The sequence below is a fragment of the Advenella kashmirensis WT001 genome (assembly GCF_000219915.2).
GTDB classification, from domain to species: domain Bacteria; phylum Pseudomonadota; class Gammaproteobacteria; order Burkholderiales; family Burkholderiaceae_B; genus Advenella; species Advenella kashmirensis.
In genome coordinates this window covers 2,649,298-2,667,545 of record NC_017964.1, presented here as the reverse complement: position 1 = coordinate 2,667,545, position 18,248 = coordinate 2,649,298, and the positions used below count along the sequence as shown (strand labels likewise).

Annotated in this window: 11 protein-coding genes, 2 tRNA genes, 1 rRNA gene and 2 pseudogenes; 12 read left to right on the top strand and 4 right to left on the bottom strand. The window is 53.6% G+C overall.

Annotated elements, in window-relative coordinates; all coding sequences use genetic code 11:
* The first annotated feature begins 11 nt into the window (after window positions 1-11).
* The 3 genes from dnaE to TKWG_RS12510 all read left to right on the top strand — a co-directional run bounded on the left by dnaE (window position 12) and on the right by TKWG_RS12510 (window position 5,589).
* Complete coding sequence (dnaE, locus tag TKWG_RS12520; protein WP_041709484.1) at window positions 12-3,536, top strand: DNA polymerase III subunit alpha; 3,525 nt, start codon at window positions 12-14, stop codon at window positions 3,534-3,536.
* An 86-nt stretch (window positions 3,537-3,622) separates the two neighbouring features.
* Window positions 3,623-4,711, top strand: a complete 1,089-nt coding sequence (locus tag TKWG_RS12515) for a glycosyltransferase family 4 protein (protein WP_041710211.1) — start codon at window positions 3,623-3,625, stop codon at window positions 4,709-4,711.
* The gene (locus TKWG_RS12510) at window positions 4,708-5,589 is read left to right on the top strand and encodes a polysaccharide deacetylase family protein (RefSeq protein WP_014751181.1); all 882 of its coding nucleotides are present in this window, start codon (window positions 4,708-4,710) and stop codon (window positions 5,587-5,589) included. The genes TKWG_RS12515 and TKWG_RS12510 overlap by 4 nt, the downstream gene beginning before the upstream one ends.
* Window positions 5,590-5,754: 165 nt before the next feature.
* On the opposite strand, the gene TKWG_RS12505 is transcribed toward TKWG_RS12510, so the two are convergent.
* Complete coding sequence (locus TKWG_RS12505; protein ID WP_041709481.1) at window positions 5,755-6,423, bottom strand: isochorismatase family protein; 669 nt, start codon at window positions 6,421-6,423, stop codon at window positions 5,755-5,757.
* 149 nt (window positions 6,424-6,572) lie between these two features.
* On the opposite strand from TKWG_RS12505, the gene TKWG_RS12500 reads away from it, so the two are divergent.
* On the top strand, window positions 6,573-6,944 hold the full coding sequence (locus tag TKWG_RS12500; protein WP_014751179.1) for a winged helix-turn-helix transcriptional regulator: 372 nt from the start codon (window positions 6,573-6,575) through the stop codon (window positions 6,942-6,944).
* Between the two features lie 217 nt (window positions 6,945-7,161).
* Here TKWG_RS12500 and TKWG_RS12495 read toward each other — a convergent pair whose 3' ends face one another.
* Window positions 7,162-7,920, bottom strand: coding sequence for a YdcF family protein (locus tag TKWG_RS12495; RefSeq protein ID WP_014751178.1), 759 nt, complete (start codon window positions 7,918-7,920; stop codon window positions 7,162-7,164).
* Window positions 7,921-7,923: 3 nt separating this feature from the next.
* Complete coding sequence (locus TKWG_RS12490; protein ID WP_014751177.1) at window positions 7,924-8,883, bottom strand: glycosyltransferase family 9 protein; 960 nt, start codon at window positions 8,881-8,883, stop codon at window positions 7,924-7,926.
* A gap of 140 nt (window positions 8,884-9,023) precedes the next feature.
* Here TKWG_RS12490 and msbA point away from each other — a divergent pair.
* Window positions 9,024-10,779 (top strand): annotated as a pseudogene (msbA, locus tag TKWG_RS12485) (lipid A export permease/ATP-binding protein MsbA).
* Window positions 10,780-10,853: 74 nt separating this feature from the next.
* Window positions 10,854-11,216 (top strand): hypothetical protein, encoded by a 363-nt coding sequence (locus tag TKWG_RS12480; protein ID WP_014751176.1) that lies wholly within the window; start codon window positions 10,854-10,856, stop codon window positions 11,214-11,216.
* Window positions 11,217-11,237: 21 nt separating this feature from the next.
* Here TKWG_RS12480 and rng read toward each other — a convergent pair.
* Window positions 11,238-12,700: pseudogene (gene rng / locus TKWG_RS12475) on the bottom strand (ribonuclease G).
* 164 nt (window positions 12,701-12,864) lie between these two features.
* On the opposite strand from rng, the gene folE reads away from it, so the two are divergent.
* The 6 genes from folE (at window position 12,865) to TKWG_RS12450 (ending at window position 18,107) form a co-directional block, all read left to right on the top strand.
* Complete coding sequence (gene folE / locus TKWG_RS12470; protein ID WP_050981723.1) at window positions 12,865-13,590, top strand: GTP cyclohydrolase I; 726 nt, start codon at window positions 12,865-12,867, stop codon at window positions 13,588-13,590.
* A 392-nt stretch (window positions 13,591-13,982) separates the two neighbouring features.
* The gene (locus TKWG_RS12465) at window positions 13,983-14,441 is read left to right on the top strand and encodes an alpha/beta hydrolase (RefSeq protein ID WP_171815162.1); all 459 of its coding nucleotides are present in this window, start codon (window positions 13,983-13,985) and stop codon (window positions 14,439-14,441) included.
* Window positions 14,442-14,521: 80 nt separating this feature from the next.
* Complete coding sequence (locus tag TKWG_RS21635) at window positions 14,522-14,902, top strand: hypothetical protein (RefSeq protein ID WP_014751173.1); 381 nt, start codon at window positions 14,522-14,524, stop codon at window positions 14,900-14,902.
* 1,259 nt (window positions 14,903-16,161) lie between these two features.
* Window positions 16,162-17,702, top strand: a 16S ribosomal RNA gene (locus TKWG_RS12460).
* A 240-nt stretch (window positions 17,703-17,942) separates the two neighbouring features.
* A tRNA-Ile gene (locus tag TKWG_RS12455) sits at window positions 17,943-18,019 on the top strand.
* 12 nt (window positions 18,020-18,031) lie between these two features.
* Window positions 18,032-18,107: transfer RNA gene (locus TKWG_RS12450), tRNA-Ala, on the top strand.
* The last annotated feature ends 141 nt before the right edge of the window (window positions 18,108-18,248 follow it).

Genomic DNA, 18,248 nt, shown 5'->3' with positions numbered 1-18,248 from the left:
TACAATAGCTTATGACTTCAGTAGATGCTTCTCCCATATTTGTCCATTTGCGCACCCACTCGGAATTTTCCGTGGTGGACGGGACCGCGCGCATCAGCGAACTGGTGGCCGCCGCTGCCGCCTATTCGCAACCGGCCATTGCGCTGACCGATTTATCCAATCTGTTTGGCCTGATCAAGTTCTACAAGGCAGCCCGGGGCAAGGGTATCAAACCCATTGCCGGATGCGATGTGTGGCTGGCCAATGAGCAAGACCGCGATAAGCCATTTCGCGCACTGTTGCTGGTGCAGAACCGCCAGGGGTATCTGGCCCTGTGCGAAGTGCTCTCACGCGCCTGGACTGCCAATCAGTACAAGGGCAGGGCAGAATTGCAGCGTGAGTGGCTGGAGAATCAGCCAGGCCTGATTATGCTTTCCGGTGGCATGGCTGGCGACGTTGGCCAGGCATTACTTGCCGGGCGGGTAGACCAGGCCGAAGCGCTGGCACGCCGCTGGGCCGCATGGTTTCCACGCTCCTATTTTATTGAATTGCAGCGTACCGGCCCGCAAGCCGATGAGCGCTATGTGCAGCTGGCCATGCAACTGGCGGCCCGGCTGGACCTGCCGGTGGTTGCGACGCATCCGGTACAGTTCACCCGGCCGGAAGACTTCCGGATGCACGAAGCGCGCGTCTGTATTTCAGACGGCGAGCTGTTGGGCAACAAATCGCGCACCCGCCGCTTTTCAGAAGACCAGTATGTGCTCAGTTCGGCACAGATGGCCAGCAAGTTTGCCGATGTGCCTTCAGCCATCGCCAATACGGTTGAAATTGCCCGTCGCTGTTCGCTCACGTTGTCGCTGGGCAAACCGCATCTGCCAGATTTTCCGACACCTGACAACAGTTCGCTGGACGAGTATCTGGTCAAACTGTCCGAAGAAGGCCTGGAAATACGCTTAAAGCAACTGTATCCGGACGACCAGGAGCGCGAAAAGGCGCGGCCCGCATATCAGGACCGGCTCAAACTGGAATGCAAGACCATCATTGGCATGGGGTTTCCCGGCTACTTTCTGATCGTGGCGGACTTCATCAACTGGGGCAAGCAGAACGGCGTGCCAGTGGGCCCGGGGCGCGGCTCCGGTGCCGGTTCGCTGGTGGCCTATGCCTTGGGCATTACCGATCTTGATCCCTTGCGCTACGATTTGCTGTTCGAACGGTTCCTGAACCCCGAACGGGTATCCATGCCTGACTTCGATATTGACTTCTGTCAGGATAATCGCGAGAAGGTGATTGAGTACGTCAAGGAAAAATACGGGCGCGATGCGGTCAGCCAGATTGCCACATTTGGTACGCTGGGAGCCAAGGCGGTGGTACGCGACGTGGGCAGGGTATTGGAGCTGCCATATTCCCTGTGTGATGGGCTGTCCAAACTGATTCCATTCAATCCGGCCAACCCCTGGAGTCTGGCCAAGACGCTGGAAGAAGAACCGGAATTTCGTCGTCGTTACGATAATGACGAAGAGGTCAAGGCGATCGTGGATCTGGCGCGACCGCTGGAAGGCCTGACCCGCAACGTCGGCATGCACGCCGGTGGCGTGCTGATCGCGCCGGGCAAACTGACCGATTTTTGCCCGCTGTATTGTCAGCCAGGCAGCGATACCAGTGTGGTTTCCCAGTATGACAAGGACGACGTCGAGGCCGCAGGCCTGGTCAAATTCGACTTTCTGGGCTTGCGCAACCTGACCATTCTGGATTGGGCGGTACGCTATGTGCGGCGCTTCAATCCGAGCATGCGCGACTTTGACATCATGTCGCTGTCGCTGGATGATCCGGGAGCCTATCGCATCTTGTGCGAGGGCAATACGACGGCGGTGTTCCAGCTTGAGGGCCGGGGCATGAAGGAGCTGCTCAAAAAGCTGCTGCCCAATACGTTTGAAGACATTATTGCGGTGCTGGCCCTGTATCGTCCCGGTCCCCTGGAGTCGGGCATGGTTGATGACTTCGTCAACCGCAAGCACGGGCGCGCCGAGGTTGATTATTTCCATCCCTCGCTGGAGTCTACGCTGCGCAGCACCTACGGCGTGATCGTATACCAGGAACAGGTGATGTTGATTTCCCAGATTGTAGGCGGCTACAGTCTGGGGGGCGCCGATCTGCTGCGCCGTGCCATGGGTAAGAAAAAGGCCGAGGAAATGGCCAAGCATCGCGAGCTGTTTGAAAAAGGCGCGGTGGAAAAAGGCTATGACGGTGATCTGGCGGTGCGCCTGTTTGACCTGATGGAAAAATTCGCCGGCTATGGTTTCAACAAAAGTCACTCGGCCGCCTATGCACTCATTTCCTATCAGACGGCGTGGCTCAAGGCGCATCATCCCGCCGAATTCATTGCCGCGACCATGTCCTCGGATATGGACGACACCGACAAAGTACAAATCTTCTGGCGCGATGCGCTGGACAATGGCGTTGCCGTGCTGCCGCCTGATGTGAACGAATCGGTTTACCGCTTCGAACCGGTAGAGGACGATGCCATGCGCGCGGGCAAACCGCCGCGCACCATTCGCTTTGGCCTGGGCGCCGTCAAGGGCACCGGCCAGGGCGCCGTCGAAGAGATTCTTCGGGCACGCGAGGCAGGCGGGCCGTTTCTGGACCTGTACGACTTCTGCAAGCGCGTCAATCGCCACACCGTCAATCGCCGTACCATGGAAGCGCTGATTCGCGCCGGCGCGTTCGACGAACTCGAACGCAACCGCGCCGCGCTGCTGGCCGCGTTAACGCATGCCATCGATGCAGCCGACCAGGCCGACCGCAGCGCCGACCAGGTCTCCCTGTTCGGTGACGATTCGGGCGCCATCGTGCAGGACCAGGTTGCCCGTGTGCCGCCCTGGAATCTGCATACCGAGCTCATCGAAGAAAAGAATGCGCTCGGTTTTTATTTCAGTCATCATTTGTTTGATGTCTGGCGCGACGAGGTGCGCCGGTTTGCGCCCACCAAACTGTCTGGCATCAACGAGTCACGCGATGCGCAATGGGTGGCAGGTGTGCTGATCGGGCAGCGATTCTTTGCCAGTAACCGCAAGAGCCCAGGCCAGCCCGAAGCCGATGATCGCTTGTATTTCCTGTTGCTTGACGATGGCTCGGCCCAGGTGGAAATCATGTGCCCCGGCAGCGTGTATGAGCTCAATCGCCATATTCTGAAAAGCGATAGCCTGGTCATTGCGCGGATCAAGGCCAAGGTCAATCGCTTCAATGGCGGGCTGCGCATTAGTGCAGACAGCCTCTATGATTTGCAAAAAGCGCGCGAGGAGCGGGCCCGCTGCCTGCAAATTGAAATTGCAGATGGCATGTCGGTCAGCATGCTCAAGTCTTTGCTGAATCCTTACCGCGCTGAACCCGAGAATGGTATCCCGGGCGTGCGCGTGCAACTGAGTTATGTGTCAGCCCGCCAGGGCTATAAATGCGATATTGAACTGGGTGAGGAATGGCGCGTGCGCATGGCCGACAGCCTGTTTGAACGACTGCGCGAACATCAGCAGTCTGGTTCCGTAGAGGTAAGCTACTCGTGAATACATCCGCCAAACCACCGGTTGTGCAGGACGTGCCCCCAGCGGCAGGCAGCCCCGCAGCAGCGGCTGAGAAAACGTCCCGACCGTTGCGCATTGTGCACTCCGAAGCCGCTGTTTCCTTTGGCGGACAGGAGCACCGTATATTCAAGGAAATGCGCGCAATGCGCAAGCGCGGACACCATATGGAGCTGATCTGCCGGCCCGAAGCCCAATTGGTGGCGCGCATGCGCGATGAGGGGTTTGTCGTGCACACGGTTCCCATGGGCGGGATCGTCAATTTTGTAAAAGGGGTGGCGGCGATTCGCCGCATCCTGAAAGCAGGGCGGTTCGATGTGCTCAACACGCACAGTCGCAAGGATACGCTGATCGCCGCGCTGGCCGGGCGTCTTGCCGGTACGCCGCTTATTGTCCGCACCCGGCATCTGGCCATTCCCATTGGCTCATTGCTATCCTACACCTGGCTGCCACATAAGGTGGCAACGGTCAGCAATCATGTGCGGCAAATGGTGCTGGATAAAGGCGTAGCGCCAGAAAAAGTGGCCACGATCTATTCTCCGGTGGAGCCGCCAGCGCCCGTGGCGCAATCGACCCTGCGCGAGGAACTGGGACTGGACAGTTCGGCGATCGTGGTAATTTGTGTTGCGGTGATGCGTGAAAAAAAAGGTCATATCTTTCTTATCGACAGCATGAAGGCCTTGTTTGAACGCTATCCGGATCTGCACCTGGTGCTGGTCGGCGCCGGCTCGCCAACATTTGAAAAAGTCAGCAAGCATATTGCCGACAGTGGCTTGCAGCAGCGCGTACATCTTATGGGTTACCGAAAGGACGTACCCAATCTGCTTGCCGGCAGCGACATCTTTGCCCTGGCTACCGAACAGGAGGCCTCGGGCACGGTATACGTAGAAGCGCAAATGAGCGGTCTGCCGGTGGTGGGTACCGATGTCGGTGGTGTTTCCGAGATGCTCAGAAACGGCGAAACCGGTATCCTGGTCCCCTTGCATGACGCCGCCGCGCTTACCCAGGCGCTTGATACGTTGATTCAAAATCCGGCATTACGTACGCAGATGAGCCGCGCAGCGCATAAATGGCTTTATGATGAAGCTGTGTTTTCTCCGGAAATGCTGGCCATCAATACCGAAGCCGTTTACTGCAAATGGCTGGATGAAAAATCATGACAGACAATGCAAAAAATGTGCCGGTGCTCATGTATCACCATGTGCACCCGCTCAAAAGCCCCCTTAACGTACAGCCCGATGTGTTCGAGCGCCAGCTGGCTGCCTTAAAGGGCGCGGGCTATCGTTCACTCACGATTGAGCAGTTTGCCGATTACCTGAACGGTGCGTCGGTGCCCGACAAATCCGTGCTGATCACTTTTGATGACGGTTATCTGAATAACTACACTTACGCCTATCCGTTACTTAAAAAATATGGAATGACAGGCGTGTTATTTGTAGTCACCGGTTGGGTGGGCGAAGGCGAGCCGCGTCCGACCATGGCCAATGCCGATCCTGCAGACCTGCCGGCCGCCTTTGTACACGAAGAGTCCAAGCATTTGGTGGCATCCGGCGAAACCGACAAGGTCATTCTACGCTGGTCCGAGCTCCAGGAAATGGACGCCAGTGGCGTCATGCAGATCCATTCGCATACCCATACGCATACCCGCTGGGACAAGGTTGCATCTAGTCGCGAAGAAAAAATTGAAAAAATCAGTGAAGAACTCGCGCTGTGCCGCGGGCTGATCGCTCAGCGGCTGAACAAGCAGGATGACTTTATCTGCTGGCCCCAGGGGTATTTCGACGAAGACTACAAACAGGCCGCCCGCGACCTGGGTTTTCGCTATTTTTTCACCACCGATGCCTATGGGTTTAACCGGCAGCATGGCGACGCAGAAAATATCTATCGCATTGCTGTGTCCAACCGCAGTGGCAAATGGCTGCTCAATCGGCTGTTCTACGCCAGAGATACGCTGGCCGGACGCCTTTACGGCAAATTCAAGAAGTGGAAAAAGATGCGTCGCGAAGCCCGGAAACGGGCCAGCCAAGCCCACTCATAAACTTCGACAGTGTTGAGCGCCGTGGATAACAACGGCTTATGTTTGTGATGGATCTTGTGCATACCGGCGGAACATTTAACACAAATGACATGGCCGGGCAGCCAGGGCGGACGTTTCATATTGGATCTGCAAAGACCCCGTCCGCCTGCTGCTAATAATTATTAATTACTGATATTTATCGAGATTGGTTTCGGGACCATTTTTTGCAATTTCCTGAGCCTTATCATAGCTTTCCATGAGACATTTGTACTCAGGGCATACATGTTCGGCAAGGATCTGGGCAAAACGGGATCCTTCAGGCCGATTCCATGTCCGCATTAATTCGGCCACAATAGCAAAGGTATCCGTAGGAATGGCGCCGGCCTGAGCCACACGTGCAATCGTGGCGTCAGTTGCCAATTTACTCCAGTTGCCTGAAGCATCTACTACACAATAGACTTTGTAGCCTTCCTGGATTGCACTGACTGCGGGAAATGCCATGCACACGCTGGTAAGCGTGCCGGCAATAATCAGCGTTTTACGTCCGGTCTTTTCAACTGCTTCAACGAACAACGGGTTGTCCCAAGTATTAATCTGGCCTGTACGAGGAACATAAACAGCATGGGGAGCGTGGGTATGGATTTCAGGAATGAGCGGACCGTTAGGACCATCAGGGACCGAGGCAGTCGTAATCACGGGTATGTTCAAAAGCGTTGCCGTTTTCGCAATCGCAGTGACGTAGTGTCGCAAATCGGGAACTGGCAAATCTCTAACAGTGTTAAATAGTCCACTTTGGTGGTCAATGAGTAAAATGACTGAGTCATCGGGGTCAAGCATACCGTTCGTAGCAGACATGTGCAGCTCCTAAAATTGAAATTTAAATGGCCTGATTCTGCAAGGTTTTAATTTGCAGCGGGTTCTAATATAGTCGGTGTCTGACAGCGCGACAAGTAGTTACCGTGGTGATACCACCTTGCCGCACATCACAGGCTTTCGAGGGAAAAATGGAAACAAAAGTATCAAAAAAAGCAGCGAGCTGCCCGGTTGAAACAACGTTGAAAGTGCTCAGCGGCCGATGGAAGGTCCTGATTATCCAGTTTTTACTTGAACGGCCCAGACGATTTGGGGAATTGTCTCGCTGTCTGGGGCCGGTCTCTGCGCGAACGCTGACAAAGCAATTGCGCGAACTGGAAGAAGATGGTCTCATTCTCAGGAAGGATTTTGAGCAAATATCTCCCAAAGTTGAGTACTCCGTTTCTGAGCTTGGCAAAATGGCCGAACCTATTTTGCTTGCGATGGGTGTATTGGGTGAGGCGCTTGAAAACAGAATGGAAAAATCAAGCCGGATTTCTAAAAAAACAGATGCTCACGGTTAATTTCAATACAACGACACCGAGCGCATCCGAGGCAGGCGCGTGAAATCTTATATCCGCGTGCCCGGCGCTGAATAATGATACATCGCCGCCCCACCGGCTAATGCGCTACCAGTCTTACTAGCATCGGTTTGGCAGATCCTGGTTTATTCGCGTCGCCTTTATCATTGTTGTTGATGCTCGCGTTGGAAAATGCCGAGATTCGACCGGCGGCGCGGCATCACACCCAGCCGCGCAGCCAATATACCAATACACCAACATACTCCTTGAGAATCGAGCGGCTGCCTGCCAACGCCCGTTCATTGGGTATCAGAAGTGAAAAATTCTTGTCGTCGGGTACGGTGATTTGAGCCGGATTGGGGGCTGCGGTGACGTCCAGCCCATATTTACTGAATGAGGCCATGGAGCGGGGCATGTGCAGAGCAGAAGTGACCAGCAAAATGGAATGAATCTGATGGTCGCGTAATTGCTGCACCGTGAGCGCGGCATTCTCATGCGTGGTACGGCTCTCATTTTCAAGAATGATGTCTTCTGCCGGTACGCCCAGGGTTTTGAGCCTGGCAGCCATGCCACGCGCTTCGCTGACGTCGCCCGATAACGCGCCACCCGACACCAGTATGCGAGGCGCTTTGTGCTGGAAGTAAAGTTCCGCGGCCGTATCCACGCGGGCAATTTTGGAATCAGGCTCCAGCGGTTCAAACCAGTTGATGCGATTATTGGCCGTGGCGCCGCCGAGCACGACGATGGCCTGTGCTACCGGATATTGTGCGGCGGGCCGATGCGGGTAGCTGTTTTCAAGAATGCCGCCAAATACGATGGAGGTAACCGGCAGCGACCAGATCAGTACCCATAGTATGCCGGCAAAAATAAGTGACAGTCCGCTGCGCCTGAAGCGAATCAGGCAAAGTACAAACCCCAGGACCATCAGAAAAATACACAGGTTCAGGGGGACAACAAGATTGATCAGAGAGCTGAACATGTTTTATTCGTTCCGCAATAATTGATTGACTGTGTCCAGCACATCGGCGACCGATGGCCAGTGTCCATAGGTACCCAGCAGGTGCGCGCGGGGCGTCCACGGACGGGTACGCGTGGGGTTAGTGACCCCGATCAGGGTAAGCTGGGGTGTTTCGGTCAGCGCGGCCAGATGGGCCACACCCGAATCGTTGCAGATGACCAGACTACACTGCCGAAGCAACGCAACAAAACCGCCAAGATCCAGCGGGGGCAATACTGTCGCACTTGGCGCATTGGCCAGCGCCTGGGCAGCCTCGCTGGCCGGAGGCGACATGACAACAGTATAACCTTGCGCCTGCAGCTGACGGGTCAGCTCATCAAAGTGTGGCCATACCTTGTTCCTGCCCTTATGCTCTCCGGTGGCCGTTGGCGCGATCAGTATCGGTGCGCCGCTTGCCCCTGTCGCCGACAATGCCGCTTGCGCCGTAGCGACCGCGTCTGCGTTCGAGGGTAGATACAGGCTTTGCGCCGGTTGCGCGGCCAGCGTCACTCCCCAGCGGGCAAAGGCCTCGCGGGTAAGCCAATACCAGGATTGCACGGCGTGCAGTGTTTGTGATGGTTTGGCAAAGCCCCATTTGAGCAACAGCGAACGGCCATCGTCACGGTACCCCGCGCACGGCAGCCCCGCCAGACGGAAGGCCAGCGCGCTGGTCAGCGAATCGGGCAGCAGCAGCCCCACGCTGCGTCCGGTACCGGGATGGGCGCTGCGATGGGCTTTGATGCGTTGACGGTCCTGGCGCCACTGGCCACTGAGCGCCAGAAACTGCAGGCCGGGCAAGTCTGCCAGCAGTGCCTGGGCCCACGGCTTGCCGCAGGCCACGATGGTCAGGCCGCTGGCCAGTGCTGCCTCTACCGCAGGTCTGGACATGCAAACGTCACCAATCCAGTTTGGCAGCCGGATGTAAACACGTTCTAGGTTTTTCATGCTCCGGATTTTAGCGTGGTTTTTATGTTGCCGCGGCAAACTTCTCCCGATGATCCAGCCAAACAGACACGCAAGGCCGGCCTAAACCGGTAAAATCCCCCGGATGAACAGTAAGAAAATGACAGTATAAGGTACCCAGATTGGATAACTCTTTCAAAAGCGGTAGCCGCAAAACCGTATTTCGACGTATTTACGCCCGGGTCGGCGACTACTGGCAGGCCCTGGTCGCAGCGCTGGTACTGGTGTCCGTGGCCGCAGTCACCCAGCCTGCGCTGGCCTATATTATGAAACCGCTACTTGACGAGGGTTTCAATGGCGCCAAGCCCCACTATATCTGGTCCATTCCGCTCACCGTCGTGGGCTTGTTTCTGGTGCGTGGCATCCTGAACTTTCTGAGCGATTATTTGCTGGCCTGGATTGCCAACAATATGTTGCTGGGTATTCGCAAGGATATGTTTGAAAAGTTGCTGGGCATGCCTGACGGTGAGTTCCAGAAGGGCGACACCGGCAGGCTGATGAATCGCTTCACCATTGACGCCGGCAATATTACAGACTACGCCACCGAGGTATGCATCATTCTGGTGCGTGACGGCGCGGTGGTCATTGCCTTGTTGGCCATGTTGTTGTATCTGTCATGGCAGTTGACGCTGATTATCTTCATCATCATGCCCATTTCCGTCATTACCACAAGGATATTTATCAAGCGGTTGCGTCGCATCAATATGAAGACGGTGGATATCAACGCAGAGCTCACCCGGGTCGTTAAAGAATCCATTGAAGGTCAGCGTGTGGTCAAACTGTTCAACGGTTACAATTTTGAGCGTGGGCGCTTTTTGTCGGTCAATAGCGGGCTGCGCCGGTTTGCCATGCGCTCGGCCATTGCCAGTGCCGCCATGACTCCTATCACCCAGCTGAGCATTGCATTTGCCGTAGGTATTGTGATCGCAACCGCGTTGTACCAGGGGAGCACCGGCGCCTGACGGTCGGCTCATTTGCCGCGTTTCTCACGGCCCTGGCGCAAATCTTCGATCCGGTCAAGCGCCTGACCAATGTGGCCGCACGCATGCAGAAAATGCTGGTGGCGGCCGACAGCGTGTTTACCTTGATCGATAGCACCCAGGAAAACGACACCGGTAAAAAAATCCTGGACTCCGATCACTTGGGTAGTATCTCGTTTGAAAACGTGAACTTTCGGTTTCCCGATGCCACCAGCGATACCCTGAGCGACATCTCCTTTACCGTCAAGCGCGGTGAAACCATTGCGTTTGTTGGCCGTTCAGGCAGTGGGAAAACCACGTTGGTCAATATGATTCCGCGGTTTGTCGATCCGGTCAGCGGGCAAATTACAATGGACGGAACCAATATTGCCGAATACACATTGGAGAGCCTGCGTTCACAATTGTCGCTGGTGAGCCAGAGCGTGGTGCTATTCGAAGGCACGATGGCCCAGAACGTAGCTTACGGCTTTTTCGGCGACACCAACGAAGATCGTATACGGGAAGCGCTGGCCTCGGCCAATTTACTCGATTATGTCAATTCGCTGCCACAGGGGCTGGAAACGCCTATTGGCGAAAACGGCGCCTGGCTCTCGGGCGGGCAACGGCAGCGCCTGGCCATTGCCCGGGCCTTATCAAGAACGCGCCCATCCTGATTCTTGACGAAGCAACCTCGGCGCTGGACAACGAATCGGAAAGACAGGTTCAGGCTTCATTGGAAACCCTGATGAAGGGACGCACCACATTTGTGATTGCACACCGTCTTTCCACTGTGCAGAACGCTGATCGTATTCTCGTGCTGGATCGCGGACGTATCGTGGAACAGGGAAACCATACCGAGCTCTTGAAAAATAGCGGACTGTACGCATCTTTATATAACATGCAGTTTCGCGATAGCTGATGGCCCTTGAATTGGCCATACAGACTTGCGTATCATACTGATTTTATTACCTATATTTGTATTTGAGATATATTATGACCCAATCCTCTCCCAGCCAGGGCGCTTTCTGGGGATATGAACATCCCGAGGTCAAAGGGCCCAATGCATTGATGTTTTTTACCTGGGATCTGTCCAAGACCATCGAGCAGGCATTCAAGGATGCAAATGATGACAACATCAATGACTTTCTGGATACTGCCCAGACTTCAATTGATGCGCTGCTGCAAAAGTATATTGAAATTGAAGCAGACCCGGCCACCTTTGACGGCCAGAGTATCCGCCTGCGTTTCGAACAGAGTGAAGAAAGCAATACACCGCTGATTGCCCTGGAAACCTCGCCTCATCTTGAGGACCGGATCATCAAGATGCAGGCCCGGGTTCAACCCGGTCATAGCTGATCAGCCCTGCAATCGTCCTGATCAGATCAGGACGATATCGTACATCTCCTGGGAATACCGGTTGTCCACTTCAAGGGTAACCGGTTTGCCGATAAAATCGCCCAGCGTAGCCAGATACTGGCTTTCTTCTTCCAGAAACAAATCAATGACCCCTTGGGAGGCAATCAGCCGGAATTCCCGGGGGTTAAATTGTCTGGCTTCCCGTAAAATTTCACGCAAAATGTTGTAACACATGGTCTGTGGCGTCTGGATCTGACCACGAGCGTCACAGGTGGGGCAGGGCTCGCACAGTTGGTGAGATAGCGAGTCGCGGGTGCGTTTGCGCGTCATCTCTACCAGCCCGAGCGGGGAAAAGCCGTTGGTTGTGGTTTTCGTGCGGTCACGACTGAGGCTTTTTGCAATTCGGCCAGCACCGCATCCTGGTGGTCTTTATTGTCCATATCGATAAAGTCGATAATGATGATGCCGCCCAGATTGCGAATGCGCAGCTGGCGCGCAATGGCGTGCGCTGCCTCCAGATTAGTCTTGAATATGGTGTCGTGAAAGCTGCGTCCACCGACAAAGCCGCCCGTGTTCACATCAATGCTGGTCAATGCTTCGGTCTGATCAATAATCAGGTAGCCGCCCGATTTCAGGTCTACCCGTCGCGAGAGGGCAGACTTGATCTCTTCGTCTACATTGGCCGTGTCAAACAGAGGCCGCTCGCCGTGATAGTGGTTGATTTTGTTGGAGATGCCTGGGGTGTAAATATCGGCCCAGGTCTGCAGGGTTTGCACGGTGACACGAGAGTCAATCTCGATGGATTCTGTTTCGGGGCTGACCATATCCCGCAAGACTCGCTGCGCCAGCGTCAGGTCTTCATAAAGCAGGGACGGCGCTGCCTGCGTCATGACTGCGGCCTGTATCATGGACCAGCGGCGGGCCAGGTATTCCTGGTCGCGGGCGATTTCATCGTCGCTTGCGCCTTCAGCCTGGGTACGAATAATGTAGCCGCCTTTCTCATTGGCGGGCATGTGGGCCGTGACCCGCTCTTTCAGGCTGTTGCGTTCTTCTTCAGATTCAATTTTCTGGGAAATGCCGATATGATTGTCGTAGGGTAAATACACCAGCATGCGACCGGCGATGCTGATCTGGTTCGACAGCCGTGCCCCCTTGTTGCCAAGTGGGTCTTTGATCACCTGCACCAGTAGCGTTTGCCCCTCAAACAGCAGCTTTTCAATTTGTGTATAAGGAATGCCGGTATTGCGTACGGCACGGTTTTCGCGCAGGTCTGCAATATGGATGAATGCTGCACGTTCCAGCCCGATGTCAACGAAGGCGCTTTGCATGCCGGGCAACACCCGTACGACCCGACCCAGATAAATATTGCCGACTTTTCCCCGCTGTCGCGTGCGCTCAAGATGAATCTCCTGGACCACGCCATGTTCTATCAGGGCAACGCGGGTTTCAAACGGTGTTACGTTGATCAGAATGTGTCCGCTCATATTATTTTCGTCTGCTACAGTTTCAAGGTTGGTGCTGTCAGCTTAGCATGAGATGTCTGCACAAAGCGACGGCCAGCATACAGGGCTTGACGATAAACAGTATCATAATGCATTGGATCAGGTTCATATTTCAGACAAGGACAAGTGTCGTGAGTGATAGCAACATAAAAAAGGACAACGAACAACAATCGGAGCAGGCGACGCATCCGGATGACAGGGGTTATATTTCCACACGGATCCGCCAGCGTATTCGCCAGGCCGGCGCCCGCTTTCATGCCAATGACAATATCGCCCGCTTTATCGAACCCGGCGAGCTTGAGCTGCTGCAACAGGAAGTACAGGAAAAAATGCAGGCGGTACTCTCCAGCCTGGTCATCGACACCGAGAGCGATCACAACACCAATGAAACCGCCAAGCGGGTGGCAAAGATGTATTTGCGTGAAGTCTTCGTCGGCCGTTATACCGAAGCACCGCAAGTGACCGAGTTCCCCAACATCGAAAAACTCAATGAGCTGATGATTGTCGGGCCGATTCAGGTGCGCAGCGCCTGCTCTCATCATTTGTGCCCCATCATGGGCAAGGTCTGGATTGGCATCATGCCCAACGAGCACTCCAATCTCATAGGCCTGTCAAAATATGCAAGACTGGTTGCCTGGCTGATGGAACGCCCGCAAATCCAGGAAGAGGCCGTCAAGCATGTGGCAGATTTGCTGATGAAAAAAGTAAACCCGGACGGCCTGGCGGTAGTCATGGATGCCGACCACTTTTGCATGCAATGGCGCGGCGTCAGGGATATGGAATCGCGCATGATCAATAGTGTCATGCGCGGGTCCTTTCTGAATGACTCGGATTTGCGCCGGGAATTTCTGTCGCTGATCAAGGCGCGTTAATACTTATATCTGGTGCCGGCGCGTCGGACAGGGCAGAGATGCGAACGGCTGATCAATAGCCAGTGACAAATCCGGCTTCGTGTAGGCACCGTATGGGTCGTGCGTTCGGACAGATCATCCGGGCAGACAGGGCAGACAGCTATCGGGTGCTACTGTCATTTGTTATAGAGTGATAAATATAGAGCGATTAAGATAACAACATGATATTGAAGAAACTGAAGCGACGTTTATCGGACAGTTTTTTCCTGCGAACGAGGGTGTGTCAGGTCCGTTGTGCCTGCGTCGTTCTGCTTGGCGCCATTGGCGGGCAAACGGGTTGGGCCCAGCCGGTGCAAGAAATTACGCAAATCGTGCCAACTGCCGGCAAGCTTTATTACATCAGGCATCAGGACATGATCTGGCAGACCCACCAATACCGTGTGTTTGTTGCCACCCCACGCTCAGCACCCGCTGACAAGCGAATGCCTGCGGCGCTTTATGTGCTCGATGGCAATGCCCAATTTCCGCTTGCAATCAATGCCATTGATGAAAAATGGACTGCCATGTCAGGTAACGCGCAGTTGTCCGCAAGTTTGCCCGTTATAGTCGGCTTGGGATATCCCGAGGCAAAGGCATATCCACTTGCGGCGCGTACTCGTGACTACACCTACGCCGCACCCGGAGAGGCATTTGTTGCCGGGGGTGGAGCAGCGAACTTCTACGACTTTGTCAGCAGCCAGGTCATCCCCTATATAGAGAAGCAGTATGCGACCGATCCGGAGCATCAGATTCTTTCAGGTCACTCTTTCGGCGGCCTGTTTGCTCTCTATGTATTACTTAATCACCCGGACGCATTTGACACTATGTTATAGGCAGTCCGTCCTTATGGTGGGGCAATGGCAGCATTGTGAACAATGCGCAGGCACTCGCAGCTCAACGGAGAACGGGTAGTATGTTTGTTCGTGACTCTGCTGCTATAGATACTGCTGCTATAGATAGGGGTGTTATAGATAAGGATGTTATAGATAAGGATGCATTTGCCTATAACGATAAGGACGGGTTGTCTGTCACGATTTTGCAGGGCGAATATGAGGAAAATCCCAGGGCCGATCCCAATATCACCCCAGAGCGGCTGGCCCGGATCCAAAAGCGTAATAACAATAAGCAGGTGACCGCGCGCCAATTGGACGACTGGTTACGCGAGCAGGGTGTTGAAAGTCAATTTATGCTGGTGGCCCGAGCCAATCATGGTGGCGTAATTCCGGCAGTGATCGAAGCCGCGGTGCAGCGGGCCCTGGAAAACAAAGCCGGGCGAGAAAATAAGAATAAATAAAATACTCCTGGCCAGGGAGCCGGGAAGTAGAACGCACAGAGGGACCTGCATGGGGAGCCCATTTAAACAGCGGGTTCGCTTGCCGGTGATACTCGGATATCTCGGTAGTTTTTCAATATGTTTACTGAAAGCGTAAAAAATGGCGGTCAATTGTAGGTAAGTACAGCGCGAGGGTGCCATGCGATAGCAAAAGGCAGTACCAAGACCAGGGAAAGGAGAGCCAGGCGCTATTTATTAGCAGTATTTGCGGTTGTCCATTTTGCCTGTTGTTGCCTTTTTGCTGCAAAAACCACACATGATGCGAGCGGGCTTAAAAATTATTAAAAATGTCGTAAAAAGGTGAAACTGAATCAAATCATGCGCTTAGGGTAATTACGGATCTTAAAACGGCTGACTGGGTGAAGTATTTTGAGAATTAGGCTTGCCAAGGGTCAAATGGCTTGCTATAGTTTCGATCTTTCCTGCTTAACAAACAACGCAGGACACCTCAAGAAGGGTACCGCATGAGCGGCAAATTCTTTAGGTAAATCAAAGCGTTGTGAATGTACTTCGGTATGTTTGGGTGGGGAAATCGCAGAAGGTGTGGCGAGCAGTTATGAGTGGTTTTTTGTTTTTGGCGGTTGCTCAGGCGATGGTCGATAAGGAAACGAAAAGCCGATCATGAAGAAGTAGAAAGTAAAAATAGTTCTTGCTTTTTGTTTCTAAGTGGTTCATAATAGCGGGCTACGCTACTGAGAAGTGAAGTGGTTTTGTAGTGAGTTTGAAGGGATTTTTTGAAGTGAGTGAGAAAAGAAATTTTCGAGCTGTTGCAAAAAAGCCTTGACAACAAAAACCAGATGCTTCATAATCTCGTTTCTCTGCTGATGACACACAACAGTGTGACGGCAGCAAGAGAAAAGAAGTGAAGCGGTGAGTTAGTAATAACTTGCTGAGCGGTACAGAATTTAGCAGTATGTGATTCTTACTATAATTAGTATGAACGCCGAATGTGACAGCGCAATGTCACCGCTTACTCCAGTGGGAGCTAAGAAGAAATGTTCTTTAACAACTAACAGCCGATAAGTGTGGGCGCTTGGAATGAGTGCGCAACATGGTCTAACCGGGGGTACCTGGCTAGATTGTGATGCTAACAATATATATTTTAGGCGCTCACTTGAAATACAGAAGTAAGGTTTATATCACTATAAACGTTATTTCTTTTGAGTGAAGCAGCGACCATTTACCTATTTAAACAGTTAAATGGCAATTAAACAGAGATTAAACTGAAGAGTTTGATCCTGGCTCAGATTGAACGCTAGCGGGATGCCTTACACATGCAAGTCGAACGGCAGCGGGAAAGTAGCTTGCTACTTTTGCCGGCGAGTGGCGAACGGGTGAGTAATGTATCGGAACGTGCCCAGTAGCGGGGGATAACTACGCGAAAGCGTGGCTAATACCGCATACGCCCTACGGGGGAAAGGGGGGGATCTTAGGACCTCTCACTATTGGAGCGGCCGATATCGGATTAGCTAGTTGGTGGGGTAAAGGCCTACCAAGGCGACGATCCGTAGCTGGTTTGAGAGGACGACCAGCACACTGGGACTGAGACACGGCCCAGACTCCTACGGGAGGCAGCAGTGGGGAATTTTGGACAATGGGGGAAACCCTGATCCAGCCATCCCGCGTGTGCGATGAAGGCCTTCGGGTTGTAAAGCACTTTTGTCAGGGAAGAAAAGGTTTCGGATAATACCCGGAACTGATGACGGTACCTGAAGAATAAGCACCGGCTAACTACGTGCCAGCAGCCGCGGTAATACGTAGGGTGCAAGCGTTAATCGGAATTACTGGGCGTAAAGCGTGCGCAGGCGGTTCGGAAAGAAAGATGTGAAATCCCAGGGCTCAACCTTGGAACTGCATTTTTAACTACCGAACTAGAGTATGTCAGAGGGGGGTGGAATTCCACGTGTAGCAGTGAAATGCGTAGATATGTGGAGGAACACCGATGGCGAAGGCAGCCCCCTGGGATAATACTGACGCTCATGCACGAAAGCGTGGGGAGCAAACAGGATTAGATACCCTGGTAGTCCACGCCCTAAACGATGTCAACTAGCTGTTGGGCCCTTCGGGGCTTAGTAGCGCAGCTAACGCGTGAAGTTGACGCCTGGGGAGTACGGTCGCAAGATTAAAACTCAAAGGAATTGACGGGGACCCGCACAAGCGGTGGATGATGTGGATTAATTCGATGCAACGCGAAAAACCTTACCTACCCTTGACATGTCTGGAATCCTGAAGAGATTTAGGAGTGCTCGCAAGAGAACCGGAACACAGGTGCTGCATGGCTGTCGTCAGCTCGTGTCGTGAGATGTTGGGTTAAGTCCCGCAACGAGCGCAACCCTTGTCATTAGTTGCTACATTTAGTTGAGCACTCTAATGAGACTGCCGGTGACAAACCGGAGGAAGGTGGGGATGACGTCAAGTCCTCATGGCCCTTATGGGTAGGGCTTCACACGTCATACAATGGTCGGGACAGAGGGTTGCCAAACCGCAAGGTGGAGCTAATCTCATAAACCCGATCGTAGTCCGGATTGCAGGCTGCAACTCGCCTGCATGAAGTCGGAATCGCTAGTAATCGCGGATCAGCATGTCGCGGTGAATACGTTCCCGGGTCTTGTACACACCGCCCGTCACACCATGGGAGTGGGTTTTACCAGAAGTAGTTAGCCTAACCGCAAGGGGGGCGATTACCACGGTAGGATTCATGACTGGGGTGAAGTCGTAACAAGGTAGCCGTATCGGAAGGTGCGGCTGGATCACCTCCTTTAAGAGCGAAGCGCACGAAGCGAAAGCGTCCACGCTTATCGGTTGTTAATAAGAACGAGTACAGCGGTCTGTGTACGAAGTTGGGTTTGTATGAATTGTTATTGATTATCAATGATGGTTTAATGCGAGCGGCTTTGTATATGGATGAACAATCAGGTTTCGCTGGGGTTGGCTTTGCGAGTGGTTGATGAGCGCTGATGGCGCCGACAGATCACGAGCGGTTGCTGACTGATGTGAAGTTGGGTCAGTAGCTCAGTCGGTTAGAGCACCGTCTTGATAAGGCGGGGGTCGTTGGTTCGATTCCAACTTGACCCACCAAACAGGTTTGTTGGGGGATTAGCTCAGCTGGGAGAGCACCTGCTTTGCAAGCAGGGGGTCGTCGGTTCGATCCCGTCATCCTCCACCAATAATGATTGTGGCACATCGATTGTGAAAGCATGATTGCCCGGTGGCGCGCCAAGTACATAAAACACGTTCTTATTGACGAACACACAGAATTTAAGTGCTTTCTTTTTTAGAAAGAAGGTGCTAAAATACTGATCCTCTC

What these genes read in the sequence shown, in the direction of transcription:
- TKWG_RS12490 (WP_014751177.1), bottom strand. Translation starts at nt 8,883, where the DNA reads ATGAAAAACCTAGAACGTGTTTACATCCGGCTGCCAAACTGGATTGGT.
- TKWG_RS12510 (WP_014751181.1), top strand. Translation starts at nt 4,708, where the DNA reads ATGACAGACAATGCAAAAAATGTGCCGGTGCTCATGTATCACCATGTG.
- TKWG_RS21635 (WP_014751173.1), top strand. Translation starts at nt 14,522, where the DNA reads ATGTTTGTTCGTGACTCTGCTGCTATAGATACTGCTGCTATAGATAGG.
- TKWG_RS12500 (WP_014751179.1), top strand. Translation starts at nt 6,573, where the DNA reads ATGGAAACAAAAGTATCAAAAAAAGCAGCGAGCTGCCCGGTTGAAACA.
- TKWG_RS12495 (WP_014751178.1), bottom strand. Translation starts at nt 7,920, where the DNA reads ATGTTCAGCTCTCTGATCAATCTTGTTGTCCCCCTGAACCTGTGTATT.
- dnaE (WP_041709484.1), top strand. Translation starts at nt 12, where the DNA reads ATGACTTCAGTAGATGCTTCTCCCATATTTGTCCATTTGCGCACCCAC.
- TKWG_RS12505 (WP_041709481.1), bottom strand. Translation starts at nt 6,423, where the DNA reads ATGTCTGCTACGAACGGTATGCTTGACCCCGATGACTCAGTCATTTTA.
- TKWG_RS12465 (WP_171815162.1), top strand. Translation starts at nt 13,983, where the DNA reads ATGATCTGGCAGACCCACCAATACCGTGTGTTTGTTGCCACCCCACGC.
- TKWG_RS12480 (WP_014751176.1), top strand. Translation starts at nt 10,854, where the DNA reads ATGACCCAATCCTCTCCCAGCCAGGGCGCTTTCTGGGGATATGAACAT.